Origin of the sequence: Brevundimonas poindexterae (assembly GCF_020524625.1) — a bacterium.
Taxonomy (GTDB): Bacteria; Pseudomonadota; Alphaproteobacteria; order Caulobacterales; family Caulobacteraceae; genus Brevundimonas; species Brevundimonas poindexterae_A.
Genome location: NZ_JAIVLL010000003.1, coordinates 59,246 through 79,290, shown reverse-complemented (window position 1 = coordinate 79,290; position 20,045 = coordinate 59,246). Strand labels below are relative to the sequence as shown.

The following is a 20,045-nucleotide window of genomic DNA, read 5'->3' as shown; positions in this document are numbered from 1 at the left end:
AAACGGCAGGGCTCCACAGTCAGTCGACGGGCCCCGACGGCCCGACTCAGGCGCTCTCGCCCGCCCTGATGCTACCGTGCTTGGTTGCAGGCGCAACGCGGGTGCTGTAACCGGCCCCTTCCCGCCCGCACGGGCGCGCCTTCGAGGGACACCCATGGCCCCGTCCTCCGTGGAACCGACACCGCCCTCCGGCGATGACACGGCGCCGGTCGCCGTCATCATGGGCAGCCGCTCGGACTGGCCCACCATGAAGGCCGCCACCGACAGCCTCGACCGTCTGGGCGTGGCCTGGTCGGCCCGGGTCGTCTCGGCCCACCGCACGCCGGACCGCATGGTCGCCTTCGCCCGCGAGGCCCGCGACAAGGGCATCAAGGTCATTATCGCCGGGGCCGGCGGCGCCGCCCACCTGCCCGGCATGGTCGCCTCCATGACCTCCCTGCCCGTGCTGGGCGTGCCGGTGCAGTCCAAGGCCCTCAGCGGCCTCGATTCCCTGCTGTCGATCGTCCAGATGCCCGGCGGCATCCCGGTCGGCACCCTGGCCATCGGCGAGGCCGGTGCGAAGAATGCCGGCATCCTCGCCGCCCAGATACTGTCGCTGAACGACCCCGTGCTGGCCGGGCGGCTGGACGCCTTCCGCGAGGCCCAGACCGAATCCGTACCCGATACCGTCGAGGACTGATGAGCGCCGATCCCGCCCCGCTTCCCTCCGCCCTGCCCCCCGGTTCGACCGTCGGCATTCTTGGCGGCGGCCAGCTTGGGCGGATGCTGTCCCAGGCCGCCTCCAGCCTCGGCTTCGATGTCGTCATCCTCGACCCCGAGGAAAACAGCCCCGCCGGGCGCGTCTCGCGCGGCCAGATCGTCGCCGCCTATGACGATCCGACGGCCCTCAATGTGTTCGGCCGGGTCTGTGACGTCGTCACCTTCGAGTTCGAGAACGTCCCCGCCCGCTCGGTCGAGCTGCTGGCCGAAACCGGCGTGCGCGTTGCCCCCGGCCCGCGCGCCCTGGCCGTCGCCCAGGACCGGATCCTCGAGAAGACCTTCCTCAACGAGGCCGGCGTTCCCACTGTCGAATTCGCCATGGTCGATGACCTGGCCTCGCTCGAGACAGCCCTGAAGGTCATCCCCCTGCCCGCCCTGCTCAAGACCCGGCGCGAGGGCTATGACGGCAAGGGCCAGGTCTGGATCAAATCCGCGAAACAGGCCGCCGGCGCCTGGCGTGCCATCGGCGAACGGCCCGCCGTGCTGGAGGCCAAGGCCACCTTCGTGCGCGAGCTGTCGATCATCTGCGCCCGCGGCTGGGACGGAAAGACCGCCGTCTATCCGCTGGGCTGGAACACTCACAGGGACGGCATCCTCAAGACCACCGTTGCTCCCGCCGAGGTCGAGTCAAAGACCGAGCGCCGGGCCCGCGCCATCGCCCGCGCGGTACTGGAACAGCTGGACTATGTCGGCGTGCTGGGCATCGAGCTGTTCGACCTCGGCGAAAGCCGCCTGCTGGTCAACGAGATCGCCCCCCGCGTCCACAACACCGGCCACTGGACCCAGGACGGCTGCGTCTGCGACCAGTTCGAACAGCACATCCGCGCCATCACCGGCTGGCCGCTGGGCCCCACCAATGCCCACGCCCACGTCGAAATGACCAATCTGCTGGGCGACGACATCGACCAGTGGGAAAAGCTGGCTGGCAAGTCCGACATGCGGCTGCACCTCTATGGCAAGGGCGAGGCCCGCCCCGGCCGCAAGATGGCCCACGTCAACCGCGTGCGCCCGCTCTAGGCCCCTGCTCTAGGCCTCGGCCTTCGGCCCGTATCGCATCCGGCTGAGCACTTCGGTGACCTTGCGCAGCGGGGCGTCAAAGTCCTTGCCGGCCTTCCACTTCTCGAAGGCCATGACGTTCTCGATGCGGTCGGCGACAAATGCCTCGGCCGTGTCGCGACCGTCGAACCAGCGCATCGTCAGGGCGGGAATCAGGATGCCGGACAGGATGGTGCGCTTCGAATAGTGGTTCCAGTCCGTGGCCGTGTCCCCGGCCCAGACCCACAGCCGGTCGGCCGTCTCCCACGCCAGCTTCAGACCCAGATCGCTGTTGGACGGCAGGGCCAGAAAGCCCGCGCATTTGCGACAGGCCTCAAGGTCTTCGGCCCCGGCTTCCATCCGCGCCGAAATGCCCCGGGCAATGCGTTCGCGAATCTTGAGCGAGGCGGGATCGACCTCGGCCAGGGCGGCAAAGGCCCGGTCGTCGTGACGGCGCGACAGCAGGGCCGCCAGGTCGCGCGGCCCGTGCGGCAGCAGCAGGTCCTGGTCCCCCTGCGACAGGCCCGCAGCCTGTGCGGCGGCGCGCACCATGGCCGGGCTCCAGCCCAGTCGTGGCGCAAGCAGCACGGCCTGGTCCAGCACGGCCTGTTCGGTTTCCCGGGCCCACAGATCGGCATCGTCGACGGAAGACATGGCGGCATGATAGGCCTGCCACATCAGACTGACGAGCCCCCGCAACAGGCCGCGACGATCTGCGACACCGAACTGGACAGGGGGGGCGGGTTCGTGTATCCGGCTCGCCTTCACCCGGAAGCCCTCGGTTTGCGGGAAACCGTGTTTTTGTCTGCCCGTCTCCCTTCAGAAAGGACGCGGCGGGCAGTCAAAGGAGAGAGACCCCTGGTTCAGATTTTCGTCCGCGACAACAACGTCGATCAGGCGCTCAAGGCCCTGAAGAAGAAGATGCAGCGCGAAGGCAGCTTCCGTGAAATGAAGCGCCACGTGCACTACGAAAAGCCGTCGGAAAAGCGCGCCCGTCAAAAGGCCGAGGCCGTCCGTCGCGCCCGCAAGCTGGCCCGCAAGCGCGCCCAGCGCGAAGGCCTGCTGCCGATGCCCAAGCCGCGCGGCCGCTAAACCCCGCGACAAGGCTGAAATGCTTCAAGGCCGCCCCGGGAAACCGGGGCGGCCTTTTGCTGTGCGCGAGTTGCTGCGGGCGGGTCCCCCTCCCCGTCGCTGACGGGGAGGTGACGCAGGGTCCCTACCGTCCCCCACCCCGGACGGCGCCGAGGAAGCTCTTCCAGCTCAGCTTCACGTCCGACAGGGCGCCGGCGCGGAAGGCCCGCCCCGCGACCCAGACCATGAACAGGGCCATGGCGAACATGCCCACCATCGTGCCCACGATCTCGATCATGGGCGGGTCGGAGTGGGCCCGGGCCGCCATCAGGAAGGGCGTGAAGAACGGCACCCAGGACAGGATCTTGACCAGCGGGGCGTCGGGGGTCTGAAGCGCCATCTGCACCACGATGATCGGCACGACCAGCACCATCATGATCGGCCCCATCAGCGTCTGGGCGTCGCGCGGCGTCTCGCAGAAGGCGCCGATGGCGGCAAACAGTACCGCATACATCAGATAGCCGCCGATGGCGTAGGCCGCGAAATAGAGCAGCATGCCGTCGGTCAGCAGGATCTGCCCCACATTCATGGCCTGCTCGGGCGCGAAGTTCAGCAGGCCCGCCGCCCCGATCCCGCCCCACGCCAACAGCACGGTCGCGGTCAGCATGGCCACGCCCAGCACCTTGCCGGTCAGGATTTCGGTCGCCGAGGCCGAGGACATCAGCACCTCGAGGATCTTGTTCGACTTCTCTTCCATCACGCTGTTCAGCAGGATCGAGGCGCCGGTGATGATCAGCGACCACAGCAGGAAGGCCGAGCCGAAGCCGATGATCCCTGGCAGCTTGTCGCGGAAGGACACCTCTCCGCCGCTGGCGGCACTGGGTGACAGTACCACCACCTTGGGATCATAGGCGCCGGTTTCCCGAACGATGGCCGGATCGATCCCCGCTTCGCCGAAGACCTCGGCCCGATTGGCGTCCTTCATGGCGTCGCGAACAAAGTTGCGCACCGTGTTGTCCGTCGCCCGGCGGGACCATACCCGCGCGGTCGGTCGCCCCTCCTCATTGCGGGTCAGGATGACGACGGCATCGAGCTGTTGCGCCTTCTCGACCTCGTCGCCCAGATAGTAGCGGATGCGCGCCTCGCGCTCTTCTGCAGTGACGGTGTCGGCCAGATCATCCGGGGCCTCGACCAGATTCAGTTTCGGTCTGGCCACGCTAGATGCAGCGCCGGCGGCCGCCTCGGCGCCCATGCCCGCACCTGCGAATTCTCCGGCCTTCTCTGCAGCCTCGCGGGCGATCTCGGCCTGACGCTCGACATCCGTCGCGAGTGCCTCGCGGACAGCCGCCGCAAGACCGGATGCCTGGGGTCCGTCCTCAAGCAGCACGACCTCTCGCACCGGCTCACTGCTCTTCATAAGCATGGGCATGGCCACGCCCAGCAAGGCAAACATCGGCAAAGCCAGCAGTGACAGCCAGAAGCCGACGGTCATGGCGTAGGCGGCGAATTCGCGCCGAGCGATCAACAGAATGCGGTTCATCGGGCGGCCTCCATCGTCTCGGCCCGTTTGACGGTCTGGTCCTGATTGGGGTCGACCCCCGTCAGGTGGATGAAGGCGTCGTGCAGGGTCGGTTCGCGCAGTTCGAAGCTGCGCACGTCCAGACCGCCCAAGAAGGCCGCCTTGAGCGTCTCCTGCCCCCGGGCGCCAGCGTTCAGCTGGGCCTTGAGCGTCTTGACCTCGCCATCCTGACGGACCGTCTCGACCGAGGCGACGCCCGGCAGGGCCCGGACCGCCTCGGCTGCGATGTCCCCTTCCAGCGACAGGTGCCGCAGCGTCTGGCTGCGCGCCTCGTCGACCGTGCCCTCAAAGGCCTTCTGGCCCCGGGCCAGCAGCACCACCTTGTCGCACAGGCGTTCGGCGTGCTGCATGACGTGGGTCGAGAACAGCACGGTGGCGCCATCGGCGGCCAGCCCGCGGATCATCTCTTCCAGACCCTGCTGGTTCATCGGATCCAGGCCCGAGAAGGGCTCATCGAGGATCACGAACTCGGGCTTGTGCACCACCGAGGCGATCAGCTGCACCTTCTGGGCCATGCCCTTGGACAGCTCCTTCATCTTCTTGGCCTGGGCGTGCTCCAGCCCCTGCTCTTTCAGCATGATGCGGGCACGCTTGCGCCCCTCGCCGGACGGCAGGCCCTTCAGGGCGCCGAAGAAGGCGATCGCATCGACCGGGGTCATCTTCTTGTAGAGGCCGCGCTCTTCCGGGAGGAAGCCGATGCGGTTGCGCACCTGCCGTCCATCGGACGCCCCAAGGATTTCCAGCGTGCCCGAGGTCTGCGGCTGCAGGCCCAGGATCATGCGCAGGGTGGACGTCTTGCCCGCCCCGTTCGGCCCCAGGAAGCCACAGATGCTCCCCTTCGGAACCGAGAAGCTCAGATCCTTGACCGCCTGGAACCCGCCATAGCGTTTGCTGATGCCATTCAGGCTGAGTGCGGCGTCCATAGCGCCCCCCTTTAAAAACTCGACAGGGGGACTCCTAGGATATGTAAAGGGTCTTTGACAACCTGAGCCGGGCCGTATCCGGTCGGGTTTTCATGAATTCCTTGTCATGAAGACAGGTCGGGGCTCAGGAGCCCTCGATCACCACCACGTCAAAGCTGCGCTCCAGCACGCGGGCCGGATTGATCGGCGAACCGCCGCGGCGCACTTCGAAATGCAGGTGCGGCCCGGTCGAATAGCCGGTCGAACCCACCAGGCCCAGGCGATCGCCGCCGGCCACAGCCATGCCGGTCGCCACGTCCACGCGGCTCATGTGCGCATATTTGGTGGTCATGCCGTTCGGGTGGGCGACCTCGACGAAGCGACCGTAGCCCTCGGGCTGATAGCCGGTGCGCACTACGACGCCCTCGGCCGAGGCGAACACGCCCGTGCCCGTCGGGGCCGCCATATCCACGCCGTTGTGCGGACGGGCAGCACCCTCTCCGCCGAGACGCCGCATGCCGAAGCGCGAGTTGATGGCATAGCCCTTGAGCGGCATCTCGAAGCGGATTTCCCGGGTCACAGGGCCTGCGGGCTCCGCCACGGCCACGACGGGTGGGGCGACCGGCCCTTCGTCTTCCATAGCGGCAGGATCACCGGTGGGCAGGGCGATGGGGGCGGCGGCCATGGCCATCACGGCCATGGCGACCAGTCCCAGGGACTGGCCGGATTGGGTGGCGAGGGTACGCAGTCGGGCGTCAAGGCGTCGCATCTGGCGGCGTCTCCGTTCTGGAACGTGCGGCAGGAGGAGCGGCGGGTCCCCGTGGGACAGGCACCGGTCTCAATCGATGAGGGCGCGTTCTGAAGGTCGCCTTCGACGAGAATGAGGCACCCGGCGTGGCAGACCGTCGCACCCCGGGAACCTTTCGGCATGAAAAAGGGCGGAGCCCTGCGGCCCCGCCCTCCTTCATTCAGCAGTATAGCTGGAGGCTACTGCAGCGGCATGCGCAGGGTGATGCCACCGACGAAGCTGTCGGCATTGTCGCCGAAGCGTCCCTTCAGCCCCAGACCGACGCGGGCGGGGCCCCAGTCGACCTCGGCACCCACCTGGGCCAGCATCTGGCCACCCATGGCGTCCTCGACCTCGCGGTACAGCACCTGCGACGGGCTGCCGGCAATGCCGGTGCCGACCGGGTCGGAGCTGTCATCCAGGCTGTCGCGATAGCCACCTTCGACATAGAAGGTCACGCCCTCGATGCCGCCCTCGGCGCGCAGGCTGACCTCGCCGGTCAGACCTTCGACCGTGCGGTCCTCATAGGCGTACTGGGCGGCCACACCGTTTTCGATATAGCCGTCCACGTCGGTGGAGGCCCAGGTCAGCGCAACGCGCGGCGACAGGGCGATGCCGCCCATGTCGAACCAGGTTCCGCCCTGCACCCGGACACCGCGGCTGTAGCCCTCGGTCTCGCCGGTATGGACGACGGGGCCCACGCCCGTGGCGCGCTGGATGTCGTCATAGGTGTCGCGCGAGGCGCCGGCCGTGACGTTCGCGAACATCGGGCCCGACCGCCAGCCGAGGAAGGCGTCGAACGAGAAATTCTCGCTGTCGAAGCGGGTCGGCCCGGCGATGGTCTCGGCCTCCCGATAGCTGCCGGCCACGCCCATCTTCCACGATGCGGACATGCTGTGTTCCAGCGCCAGGCGGATGCCCTGGCCCTCGACCTCGGCTTCCGGCACGATCCCGCGCGCGTCCACGTCCGTCCGGTCGCCCATCAGGCTGACGTCCAGGCTGGTGTGACCCGGCTCCCAGGCGGCCCAGCCGGACAGGGCCTCGGAGCCCATATCCAGCGAGTCCTCGCGCTGGCGCATCGACACTTCGCCCTGGTGGGCCGTCGCGGCACCGCGGTCACCATAGTACAGATAGTCGTTGGCCAGGCTGGCAATGGCCCGGTGACCGGCCGCCGTCGGGTGCACACCGTCCAGATAGAAATAATCATCCGGGTTCGAGCACAGGGTCAGGGCGACCTGGTTGAAGCAGGGGTCCGTGACATTGGTCACGCCGAAGGCCGTCGGATTGCCGGCGATGGTGTCACCGATCTTGAACAGGTCCATCAGGATGATGTTGGAGCCGGGCTGGTTGGCCGCCACGGTGTTCAGACCGCTCAGCAGGGCGCCGTTGAACGTCGTTACCGCATAGTCGGCCAGCGGCGCGGCCGGCGAGTTGGCGAACTGCGGCGTCAGGCTCAGCTTGGGCAGATTGGTGACCAGGATGGTGCCGGCTCCGGCCGTGGCCACATTGTTCACGATCAGGTTGATGTCGGCGGCTGCGGCCAGCGACACGACCTGGATGGCTCCGGCCGGATTGCTCGAGGCCCCGGCGGCGGGCAGGCCCTGGAAGATGTTGTTGGCGCCGCCCAGCACGCTGACCAGATCATTCGGGCCAAAGGTGCCGCCGCCGCCGAGATAGGCGTTCAGCTGGGTCCGCATTCCGGGAGGCGCTCCGGCCAGATCCGTGCGGGCACCGCCGAAGGCATAGTTGATGCTGCCGGCGTTCGAGTCCCCGGCCGCGAACCGGCCCAGGTTGAAGCCCAGCAGTTCCACGAACACCGGCCCCGTCGAGAACCGGCCCTGATAGTAGAAGGGCGCGGGCGGCTGGGTGCCGCCGGTGAACAGGAACAGGTTGCCGTTGTCGCTCAGGCTGTCCCCGAACACGACCAGACGGCTATAGCTCTGGGCACTGGCGGTCCCCGCAAGGGCGACGCCGGCGGCCAGAGTCAGGGCCGCAGCTGCGGCATTACGCATGAAACGAGACATGTTGATCCTCCCTCGGTCGTGAAGCCCGACCGTTGGGGGACATAGTGCGCGCGCCCGCAGGCGCTGTGCAAGATGCCGTTGGGTCAACTCTCAGTACAAGGTCCGGAACCGCAGCGTTCCGGGCACACCCTTCAGCACCTCCAGGGCCCCCGCCTGATAGTCACGATCCACGTCCGTGATGACATAGCCGGTGCGACCGTCGGTCTTCAGATGCTGGCCCAGAATGTTCAGCCCCGCGTCCGAGAGCGCCTGGTTGAGAGCGGCCAGCACCCCCGGCTGGTTTTGGTGGATGTGCAGCAGCCGGTGGGCCCCCTGCACATCCGACAGCTGCACATTCGGCAGGTTGACGCAGAAGGTCGTGTCCCCCCGGTTCAGATAGCCCAGCAGGCGTGAGGCCGCGAAGGCGCCGATGGCCTCCTGCGCCTCCTCGGTCGACCCGCCGACATGCGGGGTCAGGATGACATTGGCCAGCCCGCGCAGGGGGCTGTCGAACGGATCCTGATTGGTGCGCGGCTCTTCGGGAAAGACATCCACGGCCGCGCCGCCCAGCCGCCCGTCCGACAGCGCCGCCGCCAGCGCATCCACGTCCACCACATGCCCACGAGACAGGTTGAGCAGCAGCGCCCCCGGCTTCATGCGCGCCAGCTGCGCCGCCCCGATCAGCATCCGGTTTCCCGCCCGCCCGTCGACATGCAGGCTGACCGCGTCGGCCTCGGCCAGCAGGGCGTCGAGGCTGTCCACCGGCCGCGCATTGCCCAGCGCCAGCCGCTCGGACAGGTCGTGATAGATCACCCGCATGCCCAGCGCCTCGGCCAGCACCGACAGCTGCGAGCCGATCGCCCCATAGCCGACGATGCCCAGCGTCTTGCCGCGCAGCTCGCGCGAGCCCTTGGCGCTCTTGATCCAGCGGCCCTCATGCATGGCGGTCGAGCGATCCACCACGCCTCGCATCAGGGCAATCAGCACGCCGATGGCCAGCTCGACCACCGAACGGGTGTTCGAATAGGGGGCGTTGAACACGGCGATCCCGCGCCGGCTGGCCGCATCCAGATCGATCTGGTTGGTACCGATGCAAAAGGCGCCGACCGCCATCAGCCGGTCCGCCCGTTCGATGACCCGTTCGCTCAGCACCGTCTTGGAGCGCAGGCCCAGCACATGAACGCCCTTCAGCCGCTCGATCAGGGCATCCTCGTCGAGCGCCCCGCTCTCGCATTCGACCGAATATCCGGCATCTTCCAGCGCCTTCACCGCCGCCGGATGAACCGCTTCCAGCAACAGCACGCGAATGCGGCTGCGGGGATAGGACCAGCGCCCGATCAGGGCTTCGGCGTGCAGGACCTCGTCCAGCGATACGGCGACGGCGTCGGCCGCCTCGACCACGCGCGGGCGGCGCACCACCTCGCAAAAGGCATGGAACCGGTCAGCCAGGCCCGCCAGCCGCACCTCGGCATCCGTCCAGCCGTCGCCCACCATGACCACCGGCCCCGACAGGTCCAGGGCCCCGATCGCCGTGACCTTGCCTCCATCCATGGACAGGGGATTGGTGCGGTCGGCACCGGTCACCCGGCCCGTGTCGTCATAGATCAGGTCATTGGCCAGGATCCGCTCGTCCGGAACGCCCAGATGCCGGGCCACGGGCGCGATCACCTCGCGAAAGCCCCCGGACACGATCACGATGTGATCCGCATGCCCCCGCAGGGTCTCGACGTTGCGGGCGACCGACGGCGCCAGCCGCGCCACGGCCCGTTCCGCCAGGGCCTCCACATGCTCGCGCTTCAACGGCAACAGGGCCAGCCGCCGCTCAAGCGCCTCGCCAAAGCCGAGCGATCCCGCCATCGCCTGATCCGTCAGGGCCGCGATCTCGGCCCGGATCGCCGCCGCATCGGGGGCGTCGGCCAGCGACAGCTCGGCCAGCACCTCCAGCGTCTCGAAGGCGACGAGGGTCGAATCGAAGTCGAAGATCAGGGTCGGCGCGGTCATGGGCCGACCTTGGCCCACCTTCGCACGTGCAGCAACGGCTCAGTCGTCGCTCTGGCCGGTCTTCATGGCCAGCAGCGCCAGCACACCCAGCAGGGCCGTGGCGGCGGCCACCGCCCCGCCCTCCTTCGCGTGGTCCCGGGCATAGCCGCCGGCATCGGCAGCATAGCGGCGCGCCCGACCTCCGGCCTGCTCCAGGCCGCGACGCGCACGCCCGCCGTAGCGGTCCAGCTCGGCCTGAACGGCCTCAAGCCGTCCATCCATGCCGTCAGAGCGCAGGCGCGACAGCCAGGGCATGGACGGCATCGACGGCATTCGCCAGCGCCGCGGGTCAGCCTGCGCCTTCCAGCGCTCGAACCGCGTCGGCCCGGACTTCTGGTTCAGCAGGATGTAGCCCACCCCGACGGCCGCCAGCAGGGCCACGACCGTCCCGGCGATCCCCGGGTGCTTGCGCACCTCGGCCAGGGTGCTGAAGCGGCGCACCACCGGATAATGCAGTTCGTCCGCCAGGCCGTCATTGGTCGGGTCGTACAGACCGTCATCCCAGGGGTGATAGTCGTGGGTCTTGTCGCGCATCATCGACGGAGCAAAGCGCGCGAACAGCGGCTCGGCAACCCCCGGCAGGGCTGAATAGAAGGAGGCGATCAGCCGACCGCCCCCGCCCACGGTGATCTCGCGGATCGGATGGCTGGCGCAATAGAGGACCGTGTCCGCCACCACATGCGTGCCATAGACCGGCTGCGGATTCTGCACGGCCTGACCGGTCAGATTTCGGGCATGACGGTTGTAGGGCGTGTCGATCGCGGCCGGCTTGACCAGGCTCAGCGACACCGGCGCCTTTTCGCGGATCAACTCCATCCGCAGCGAATTGGTGAAGCCCTTCACCGCATGTTTCGATGCGGCATAGATGCCCTGCAGCGGGATGGGCGCATCCGACAGGATCGAGCCGACATTGACGATGGCCCCGCCGCCGGGGCGGCCGCGCAGATGCTCGACGGCGATCAGCGAACCGTTCACCACGCCCCAGTAGTTGGTCTCGAACAGGCGCCGCTGGTCCTCCAGCGTGGTCTCGCGGATCGGGCCGAAGATCGACACGCCGGCATTGTTCACCCAGGTGTCGAACCCACCGAACAGGCGCCGGCACTTGTCGGCGGCTTCGGACAGGGCGTCATAGTCGGCGACATCGGCTGCGGCCCAGGCCACCCGGCCGCCCTCGGCCTGGATGTCCTCGCACAGCGTCTTCAGGTCCTGTTCGCCCCGCGCGATCAGGAACACACAGGCCCCCGCCCGCGCCGCCCGCCGCGCCGTCGTCAGGCCCACGCCCGACGTGGCCCCGGTGATGACGATCGCCTGATCCTTGAGCGGTTTCAGCTGGGGCTTGGAAGACATCGGACGCCTTGTGATCACTGTGAGGGGCACGGGAACAACGGCACAGCCCCCGCCGGGGTTTCCGGCCATATCATAAGGCAACGCTTGCAAGGGCTTAAATTGGCCGCCCCCTCCCCCTATCTGTGCGCCCTTGCCTCACAGGATATCGACGTGACCGACGCCTCCCGCCTGCCCGACGACCGGGTTGCCGCCTTCCAGATCCAGGACCAGCCCGTGCGCGGCCGCATCGTGCGCATGGGCCCGGCCATCGACGCCGTGCTGTCGGCGCACGCCTATCCGGACCCGGTGGCCGAGCTGCTGGGCGAAGCCTGCGCGCTCGCGTCCCTGATCGGCTCGGCGCTCAAGTTCGAGGGCCGCCTGATCCTGCAGGCCCAGGGCGACGGCCCGGTCCGTTACGTCGTCGCCGACTACGGCACCGAGGGCACGCTGCGCGGCTACTGCCGCTATGACGAAGGGGAACTGGCCGCCCTGACTGCGGATCAGGCCCGACCCGGCGCGCACCGCCTGCTGGGCAAGGGCGTGTTCGTCATGACCCTCGACCAGGGGCCGGACTTCGAACGCCACCAGGGCATTACCCCCATCGAGGGCGACAGCCTGTCGCTGTGCGCCGAGCACTATTTCCAGCAGTCCGAGCAGATCCCGACCGAGGTGCGTCTCGCCGTCGGCCGCCTGACCGACGACACCGGCAGCGCCTGGCGTGCGGGCGGCATGATGATCCAGCGGCTGGCCGGCGATGCCGCGCGCGGTGATACCGAGGATGCCTGGGACCGCGCCCGCGCCCTGTTCCGCACCATCGGCGCCGACGAGTTGATCGATCCCCTGGTCCCGTCAGAGACCCTGCTCTATCGCCTGTTCCACGAGGACGGCGTGCGCCTCGAGGCTGCCCAGCCGCTCGTGGCCCACTGCCGCTGCTCGCCTGACCGCATCGCCACCGTCCTCGACAGCTTCACCGACGAGGAACGCGCCGAGATGGTCGAGCCCGACGGCAAGATCCACGTCACCTGCGAATACTGCGCCAAGGTCTATGAGCTGGAGGCAGGGGCGGCCGTCTGATTATTCGGCTTGGACCGGCGGCGATGCCGTCGTCGGTCCGACCGCCAGCAGGCCATCGTACGCCCCCTCGTCATCCGGCTCCAGAATGACGCCGCGGGCGCTGGCATCATGAGCGGAAGGATAGGCGTGGGATCCGCACTCGGGATTGCAGGTCCAGGCCTCCCCGCCTTGCCACATCACCTGCAGTGAGAACACTTCCGCCGGGCGAAAGTGGGCGAAGGCTGGCAGGCCAACGTGTGGCATGTCGTCTATCGCCGTCTTGCTGGCGTGGAGGTTTCCAACGAGCGCCAGTACCCTCGCCTCCGGCCGGGCATAGATCCCTTCGGACAACGCCTTGGCCATGTCCAGTTCGTACCAGCTCTGGACGAAGCCGGCAGGGCGGCCACTCGACGGCTGAAACAGGTGAATGGTGACATCGAGCCCTTCGGCCCGCAGCGCCCGGATCCGGTTCAGCATCGCCACCATGGCCAGGCTGGTGCGGCCATCTATCATCGTGGGGTCCAGAAAGGGCGTGCCCTCCAGCGCCAGCAGCGCGGCGGCATCATCCTCGGCGGCCAGAAAGGCATCCATCTCCGGCTGCATGCCCTGCGGCAGTTCCAGCGCCACGGTCACCGGCCCGCGCTGCGCCGCCTCGCACACCATTTCCGCAAAGGCCGCCGGCACCTCGGCAGTGCCATGCAACTCCCCGATCACAATGATGCGCGCATCGGTGTCCAGCAGCATCGACGTGCCCACGGGCGCGTCACACGGCGAGAGGGCCGCCAAAGTCGCGGCCAAGGCCAGTCCCAACATCGGCATTCTCCTCTCGTCCGCCACTGCTGGCCCCGAGAGTGCGCGACCTACCCGTCCAGGTCCAGCGAATAGCCCGCCGAGCGCACGGTGCGGATCGGGTTGGCGGTGCCCTCGACGTTCAGGGCCTTGCGCAGGCGGCCGACGTGCACATCGACCGTGCGCGCCTCGACATAGACGTCCGAGCCCCACACCGCGTCCAGCAGCTGCTCGCGGCTGAACACCCGGCCCGGGTGCTGCATGAAGTGATCCAGCAGGCGGAATTCGGTCGGGCCGAGGTGGATTTCCTTGCCCGCCCGGCGCACCCGGTGGGCCACCCGGTCGATGACGATGTCGCCGTGGTTGATCCGGTCGTCGGCCAGGCCCGGACGGATGCGGCGCAGCACCGCCCGGATGCGGGCGATCAGCTCGGTCATCGAGAAAGGCTTGGTCAGATAGTCATCGGCGCCGGTATCCAGACCGCGCACCCGGTCGGTTTCCTCGCCGCGCGCCGTCAGCATGATGATCGGCAGGTTGCGGGTCTCGGGCCGTCCGCGGATGCGCCGACACACCTCGATGCCGGACACCTTGGGCAGCATCCAGTCCAGCAGCACCAGATCGGGCAGGCGCTCGTCGATCTGGACAAGGCCTTCCTCGCCGTCGCCGGCCACCACGACGCGGTAGCCTTCCTTTTCCAGATTGTACTGAAGCAAGGTCGCCAGCGCGTCCTCGTCTTCCATCACAAGAACATAGGGCTGCACGATAGGGGTCTCCGGTCTCAGGACTCTTGCGGACGCAGGGGATCGTCGGCCGCCATCACATCGGAATCCGACGGGGTCGGCGTCCAGCGCGGCCGTTCACCGATCATGTCGCCGCCGGTGATCTCATAGTGGATGGTCTCGGCGATATTGGTCGCGTGGTCGCCGATCCGCTCCAGGTTCTTGGCCATGAACAGCAGGTGGGTGCAGGCCGTGATGGTGCGCGGATCGCCCATCATATAGGTCAGCAATTCCCGGAACAGGCTGTTGTAGTGCTCGTCGACCTCGTCGTCCGAGGTCCAGACGCCCATCGCCCGGTCGACGTCCGAGGCCGTGTAGGCATCCAGCACATCGCGCAGCCGGTTCGACACCAGCTTGCCCATCCGCTCGATCGACCGGGTCAGGGGCAGCATCGGCTCGCCCTCGGCCAGGATCAGGGCGCGCTTCGAGATATTGCGGGCCAGGTCACCCGTGCGCTCGAGGTCGACCGCCAGCTTCATCGCCGACAGCGTCTTGCGCAGGTCCGAGGCGACCGGCTGGCGCAGGGCGATCAGGCGGATGGCCTTCTTCTCGATATCGGCATGAAGGGCGTCCAGCCGGGCATCGCGCTCGACGACCGCACGGGCCAGGGCGACGTCGCGACGCGCCACCGACTCGATCGCATCGGCCACCTGCGCCTCGGCCAGTCCCCCCATGCGGGCGACGATGGCCGTCAGCTGGTTCAGCTCGTCCCCGTAGGATTTGACGGTGTGCTGGTTCATCGGGTGCCCTATCCGAACCGGCCGGTGATGTAGTCGAGCGTGCGCCGTTCCCGCGGATTCGTGAAGATTTCCTCGGTATCGCCGGTCTCGACCAGCCGCCCCATGTGGAAGAAGGCGGTGCGCTGCGACACCCGGGCCGCCTGGGCCATCGAGTGGGTGACGATGACGATGCAATAGCGCTCGCGCAGCTCGTCGATCAGCTCCTCGATCTTGGCGGTGGCGATCGGGTCCAGGGCCGAGCACGGCTCGTCCATCAGGATCACTTCCGGATTGACCGCGATGGCGCGGGCGATCACCAGACGCTGCTGCTGGCCACCCGACAGGCCCGTGCCCGCCGAGTGCAGACGGTCGGCGACCTCTTCCCACAGGCCGGCACGACGCAGGGATTCCTCGACCACCCCCGCCAGTTCATCCTTGGACCGGGTCAGGCCGTGGATGCGCGGGCCATAGGCGACGTTCTCGAAGATCGACTTCGGGAAGGGGTTGGGCTTCTGGAACACCATGCCGACGCGGGCGCGCAGCAGCACCGGGTCCAGCGAGCGGGCGTTGATGTCCTCGCCGTCCATCTCGATCCGGCCCGTCACCTTGGCGCCGGCGATGGTGTCGTTCATCCGGTTCATGGTGCGCAGGAAGGTCGACTTGCCACAGCCCGACGGGCCGATCAGCGCGGTGACCGTCTTGTCCGGAATGTCCAGGCTGACGTCGAACAGCGCCTGCTTGTCACCATAGAAGACCGACACGTCGCGCGCGGCGATCTTGGTCGGGCCGACGGGCGCGGCGCCCTTGGGGTCGGTGGCGGCCTGGGCGGCGGCGGCCAGTTCGGCCGGCACCCCGGCGGCGGGCGCGCCCCCTTCCAGTCCGTCCTGCGAGCGATAGATCGTCTGTTTCATGCGTTTACCACCGGCGCTCGAAATGACGCCGCAGCAGGATGGCGGCGGCGTTCATCACGATCATGAAGGCGAGGAGAACCATGATGGCCGCGGCGGTCCGTTCGTGGAACGCGCGCTCCGAGGCATTCTCCCAGATGTAGATGAGGGACGGCAGGGCGCCGCTCGGCTCGGTGATCGAGCTGGCGACACCCGGAATGAAGCTGACCATGCCGATCAGCAGCAGGGGCGCGGTCTCGCCCAGCGCGTGCGCCAGCGAGATGATCGCGCCGGTCATGACGCCCGGCAGGGCGAGCGGCAGGACGTGCTGGAACACCGTCTGGGTGCGGCTCGCCCCCATGGCCAGGGCCGCCTCGCGGATCGACGGCGGCACCGCCTTCAGCGACGAGCGGGTGGCGATGATGATGGTCGGCAGGGCCATCAGCGCCAGCACCAGACCCCCCACCAGCGGCGACGACCGCGGCAGGTGCATCCAGTTGATGAACAGCGCCAGACCCAGCAGGCCGTAGACGATCGACGGCACGGCGGCCAAGTTGTTGATGTTGACCTCGATCAGGGCGCTCAGCCGGTTCCGGGGCGCGAACTCTTCCAGATAGACCGCCGCCGCAACGCCGACCGGAATGGCCAGCAGGGCCGTCACCATCAGCATCAGGGCCGAACCGACCACGGCCCCCAGCACCCCGGCCAGCTCCGCCTCGGTCGAGTCCCCGCTGGTGAACAGGCGGGCGTTGAAGTGGCTGTGCACCCGGCCGGCGTCTTCCATCTGGTCCAGCCAGCCGATCTGGCGGTCGGTCAGGCGGCGTTGCTCCGACGGCGTGTCGCGCGAAATCTTGCCCTTGAAGAACAGGTCGGCGTCATCCGACACAGGCACGTCGAAGGTCACCGTCTGCCCGATCAGCGACGGATCGGCAGCCACCTGCTCGGCGACCTGGAACTTCAGCTCGGACGAGAACAGGCCGCGCATCTCGGCGGCCATCGGCCCGGCGGCATCGCCGCTCAGGCCCTGCGTCGCCAGTTGCTGCTCGGCGACCATCTGCTCGAAATTGGTGCCCTGCGGATAGGACGGATCGATCTTGGCCGGGTCCAGATAGACCGGCACCGACACCTCGTGGGCATAGAAGGCAGTGTGTCCCTGCTCCACGATCCGGCCCAGCAGCAGCGCGAGGAAGGCCACGGCCACGGCGATGGCCAGGATGCCGTACATGCGGAACCGCATCTCGCGGGCATAGCGGCGCTTCAGCCCGCCTCTCAGCCGCTCCAGACGGGTCGCCGCCAGGGCGTCACGGGTCTCAGTCATACTGCTGCCGATACGTCTGGACGATGCGCTGGGCGATGACGTTCAGCGCCAGGGTGACCACGAACAGGGTCAGGCCCAGGCCGAAAGCGGCCAGCGTCTTGGTCGAGTTGAACTCCTGGTCCCCGGTCAGCAGGGTCACGATCTGCACCGTCACCGTGGTGACCGTGTCCAGGGGATTGAGCGTCAGCCGCGCGGCCAGACCTGCGGCCATGGTCACGATCATCGTCTCGCCGATGGCGCGCGACATGGCCAGCAGCAGCGCACCGGCCACCCCCGGCAGGGCGGCGGGCATCAGCACCCGGCTGACGGTCTCCGACTTGGTGGCCCCCATGGCATAGGAGCCGTCGCGCAGCGACTGCGGCACGGCATTCAGGATGTCGTCGGACAGGGACGAGACGAACGGGATCAGCATGATGCCCATGACGGCCCCGGCGACCAGCGCCATCTGGTTCTGGACCAGCATCAGATACTGCCCCAGCCCGTCCAGCGGTCCACCGACCAGCCAGCGCCCCAGGGTGTTGAAGCCCTCGCGGAAGGCCGGCCCCACCGTCAGCGCGGCAAAGAAGCCGTAGACCACGGTCGGCACCCCGGCCAGAATCTCCAGAACCGGCTTGATGATCGCGCGGCTGGCGGCCCCGGCGTATTCCGACAGATAGATGGCCGCAAACAGGCCGACCGGCGCGGCCACGGCCATGGCGATCAGCATGATCAGGAAGGTCCCGGCGAACAGCGGAAGGGCGCCGAACGCCCCGGTCGAGCCCACCTGGTCGGCGCGGATGGCAGTCTGCGGGCTCCACTGGGTGCCGAACAGGAACTCCGGCAGCGGCACGGCCGAGAAGAAGCGCGTCGCATCGATCAGCAGCGAGGCAATGATGCCGATGGTCGTCAGGATGGCGATGGCCGAACAGACCAGCAGCAACCCCACGATCCAGCCCTCGACCCGGTTGCGCGCACGGAAGTCCGGACGGATCCGCATGAAGGCGACCAGACCGCCGACCAGTCCCGCCAGCAGGGCCCCGACCACACCGGCCCACATCAGGGTCGTTTGTATGCGGGCGGCCCGGGCGCCTTCGGGGGCCAGGTGCTGGGCGACCTCGGGCTCCCAGATGGCCTGGGCCGGCTCTCCGTCAGCGACCCGCGCCGCGTCGGCGACGAAGGCATTCTTGCGGAAGCCTTCAAGGCGCTCGACGGCCTCGGGCTGACCGGTCTGGATCAGCTGGTGCGAAATCGGGCCGGACAGGATCGACAGGGCGATCAGCACGAACAGGGCCGGTGCCGCGACCCAGATCATCGCATAGGCCCCGTGCTGCACCGGGCGCGAATGGGCCCGGGCCCGCCCGGTCAGGGCCTCGGCCCGACGCGCCGCCCGGCGCCGGCCCAGCACAAAGGCCGCCGCCGCCAGCAGGATCACGATCAGAAGGACGGTCAGGGTCATCGAGGTCCGCGATACGGGGAATCAGGTCGCCGTGCGGGCCACCATGAAAGTGCGCGGACCCTGCCCGCGATTGGTCAGCGGATTACGACGGGTCCATGACAGTTCGGTTACACCGTCAGAGGTTCTGTCACAGCCGTGCGATTCGACAGGGGAAAGAAGGCGGTAAAGGCCGCGCCCTCACCCGGTATGCTCTCCACGACCAGCCCGCCGCGATGCCGGTTCACAATGTGTTTGACGATCGCCAGACCCAGCCCCGTACCGGGCCGCTCGCCGCTCTTTTGACCCTCGACCCTATAGAATCGCTCGGTCAGGCGCGGCAGGTGCTCGCGTGACATGCCCGGCCCGTGGTCGCGCACCGTCACGGCGGCATAGGTCAGGTCCTCGCCCCGGTCCGGCGTCAGAAGCGGCAGGCGCGCGGCCCCCGTCATGCGCGACGCGGCCGCCTCTGCGGGCGACAGGCCCGTGCGGATGTCCACCTCGATCCGGCCGTCGCGCGGCGAATATTTGATCGCATTGTCGATCAGGTTCTGGATCACCTGAACGATCTCGTCGCGCTCGCCACGGATGCGGACGGCGTCGTCCGGTGCGGCCACCGCGATCTCGACCCCCTGCTGCTGGGTCAGCACGCTCAGCGCGTCCACCACATCCGTCGTCGCCCGGCCCAGATCCAGATGCCCCGACGGCGGCACGTGCTCGTTCAGCTCTATCCGACTCAGCGACAGCAGGTCCGCGACCAGCCGCGACATCCGTTCGGCCTGCGCCGCCATGATGTCCAGGAAGCGATCGCGGGCGACCGAGTCCTCGCGCGCATGGCCCTTCAACGTCTCGATGAAGCCCGACAACGAGGCCAGCGGCGTCCTCAGCTCGTGGCTTGCATTGGCGAGGAAATCGACCCGCATCAGCTCCATGCGCCGCACATCGGTCTCGTCGCGCAACCGCACCAGCGCCAGCGTCTCGGTCGCCGAGGCCGGCAGCGGCCGGGTCATCGCCCGCCAGTGCCGGGCCTGCACCCCGCCCGAGTCGAAATTGGTCTCGCGGCTGACCCCGCCGAACAGGGCCTCGTCCACGGCTTCCAGCAGGGTCGGATCACGCAGCACCGAAACCAGAATCGCCCCCTCGCGCGGGATGCGCAGCAGGTCTCGCGCTGCCCGGTTGGCCAGCACAACCCGGCGCCCGGCCATGTCGTCGGGCTCCCCGCCCCGCACGACCAGCAGCGGGTCGCTGACGGTTTCGAACACCTCTTCGAGCAGGGCAATCTGACCGGCCGGCCGGGTCTCGTCACGGGTGCCCCCGTCCGAATCCTCATTCCCTTCCGGCATGACGGGCCTCTGATTGGCGACCAGCCAGGTGGTAACCGCCACCAGCAGCGCACCACCGATCAGCGGCGCCGCATGGGCCGGATCGTAGACTGCCAGCGCCAGCAGGATCAGCACTGCGAGACCCCCGGACGCCCCCGCCGTCCACAGGCGCGACCCGGGCGACGGCACGACGGGCGAAGAGGTCTGGACGTCAGGCATGCCCTGTGATGCGCGGGAAGTGTGAAATCCGCAAGACAGCCTTTGG

Annotated in this window: 18 protein-coding genes; 4 read left to right on the top strand and 14 right to left on the bottom strand. The window is 68.2% G+C overall.

Annotated features, from left to right (window positions below):
* Positions 1–154 precede the first annotated feature (154 nt).
* Together purE and LC068_RS11055 are read left to right on the top strand one after the other, a co-directional pair.
* Positions 155–679, top strand: coding sequence for a 5-(carboxyamino)imidazole ribonucleotide mutase (gene purE, locus LC068_RS11060; RefSeq protein WP_226637231.1), 525 nt, complete (start codon positions 155–157; stop codon positions 677–679).
* A complete protein-coding gene (locus LC068_RS11055; RefSeq protein WP_226637230.1) occupies positions 679–1,776 on the top strand; it encodes a 5-(carboxyamino)imidazole ribonucleotide synthase in 1,098 nt (365 codons plus the stop codon). Before purE ends, LC068_RS11055 begins: the two co-directional genes overlap by 1 nt.
* 9 nt (positions 1,777–1,785) lie before the next feature.
* Here the strand turns inward: LC068_RS11055 and LC068_RS11050 are convergent, their stop codons facing one another.
* On the bottom strand, positions 1,786–2,448 hold the full coding sequence (locus LC068_RS11050; RefSeq protein ID WP_226637229.1) for a COQ9 family protein: 663 nt from the start codon (positions 2,446–2,448) through the stop codon (positions 1,786–1,788).
* A 204-nt stretch (positions 2,449–2,652) separates the two neighbouring features.
* On the opposite strand from LC068_RS11050, the gene rpsU reads away from it, so the two are divergent.
* Positions 2,653–2,886 (top strand): 30S ribosomal protein S21, encoded by a 234-nt coding sequence (gene rpsU, locus LC068_RS11045; RefSeq protein WP_209119882.1) that lies wholly within the window; start codon positions 2,653–2,655, stop codon positions 2,884–2,886.
* Positions 2,887–3,010: 124 nt separating this feature from the next.
* On the opposite strand, the gene LC068_RS11040 is transcribed toward rpsU, so the two are convergent.
* From LC068_RS11040 to LC068_RS11010, 6 genes are all read right to left on the bottom strand, one after another.
* Complete coding sequence (locus LC068_RS11040; protein WP_226637228.1) at positions 3,011–4,405, bottom strand: ABC transporter permease; 1,395 nt, start codon at positions 4,403–4,405, stop codon at positions 3,011–3,013.
* Positions 4,402–5,367 (bottom strand): ABC transporter ATP-binding protein, encoded by a 966-nt coding sequence (locus LC068_RS11035; RefSeq protein WP_226637226.1) that lies wholly within the window; start codon positions 5,365–5,367, stop codon positions 4,402–4,404. Before LC068_RS11035 ends, LC068_RS11040 begins: the two co-directional genes overlap by 4 nt.
* 124 nt (positions 5,368–5,491) lie before the next feature.
* A complete protein-coding gene (locus LC068_RS11030) occupies positions 5,492–6,115 on the bottom strand; it encodes a M23 family metallopeptidase (protein WP_226637222.1) in 624 nt (207 codons plus the stop codon).
* Between the two features lie 218 nt (positions 6,116–6,333).
* A complete protein-coding gene (locus tag LC068_RS11025; RefSeq protein WP_226637219.1) occupies positions 6,334–8,157 on the bottom strand; it encodes an autotransporter domain-containing protein in 1,824 nt (607 codons plus the stop codon).
* Between the two features lie 90 nt (positions 8,158–8,247).
* Positions 8,248–10,137, bottom strand: coding sequence for a phosphoglycerate dehydrogenase (gene serA / locus LC068_RS13935; RefSeq protein ID WP_264182375.1), 1,890 nt, complete (start codon positions 10,135–10,137; stop codon positions 8,248–8,250).
* Between the two features lie 39 nt (positions 10,138–10,176).
* Entirely contained in the window at positions 10,177–11,523 is a 1,347-nt protein-coding gene (locus LC068_RS11010) for an SDR family oxidoreductase (RefSeq protein WP_226637216.1), read from the bottom strand.
* Positions 11,524–11,667: 144 nt separating this feature from the next.
* Here LC068_RS11010 and LC068_RS11005 point away from each other — a divergent pair, with 144 nt between their 5' ends.
* Complete coding sequence (locus tag LC068_RS11005; RefSeq protein WP_226637479.1) at positions 11,668–12,576, top strand: Hsp33 family molecular chaperone; 909 nt, start codon at positions 11,668–11,670, stop codon at positions 12,574–12,576.
* Here the strand turns inward: LC068_RS11005 and LC068_RS11000 are convergent, their stop codons facing one another.
* From LC068_RS11000 to LC068_RS10970, 7 genes are all read right to left on the bottom strand, one after another.
* On the bottom strand, positions 12,577–13,368 hold the full coding sequence (locus LC068_RS11000; RefSeq protein ID WP_226637215.1) for a hypothetical protein: 792 nt from the start codon (positions 13,366–13,368) through the stop codon (positions 12,577–12,579).
* Positions 13,369–13,415: 47 nt separating this feature from the next.
* A complete protein-coding gene (phoB, locus tag LC068_RS10995) occupies positions 13,416–14,105 on the bottom strand; it encodes a phosphate regulon transcriptional regulator PhoB (RefSeq protein ID WP_209119860.1) in 690 nt (229 codons plus the stop codon).
* A gap of 17 nt (positions 14,106–14,122) precedes the next feature.
* Positions 14,123–14,863, bottom strand: coding sequence for a phosphate signaling complex protein PhoU (phoU, locus tag LC068_RS10990; RefSeq protein ID WP_209119861.1), 741 nt, complete (start codon positions 14,861–14,863; stop codon positions 14,123–14,125).
* A gap of 8 nt (positions 14,864–14,871) precedes the next feature.
* A complete protein-coding gene (gene pstB / locus LC068_RS10985; protein ID WP_226637214.1) occupies positions 14,872–15,753 on the bottom strand; it encodes a phosphate ABC transporter ATP-binding protein PstB in 882 nt (293 codons plus the stop codon).
* A gap of 4 nt (positions 15,754–15,757) precedes the next feature.
* Positions 15,758–17,047, bottom strand: a complete 1,290-nt coding sequence (gene pstA, locus LC068_RS10980) for a phosphate ABC transporter permease PstA (RefSeq protein ID WP_226637213.1) — start codon at positions 17,045–17,047, stop codon at positions 15,758–15,760.
* Positions 17,040–18,482, bottom strand: coding sequence for a phosphate ABC transporter permease subunit PstC (gene pstC / locus LC068_RS10975; RefSeq protein WP_226637212.1), 1,443 nt, complete (start codon positions 18,480–18,482; stop codon positions 17,040–17,042). Before pstC ends, pstA begins: the two co-directional genes overlap by 8 nt.
* 107 nt (positions 18,483–18,589) lie before the next feature.
* Positions 18,590–19,999, bottom strand: a complete 1,410-nt coding sequence (locus LC068_RS10970) for a sensor histidine kinase (RefSeq protein ID WP_226637207.1) — start codon at positions 19,997–19,999, stop codon at positions 18,590–18,592.
* Positions 20,000–20,045: the final 46 nt, after the last annotated feature.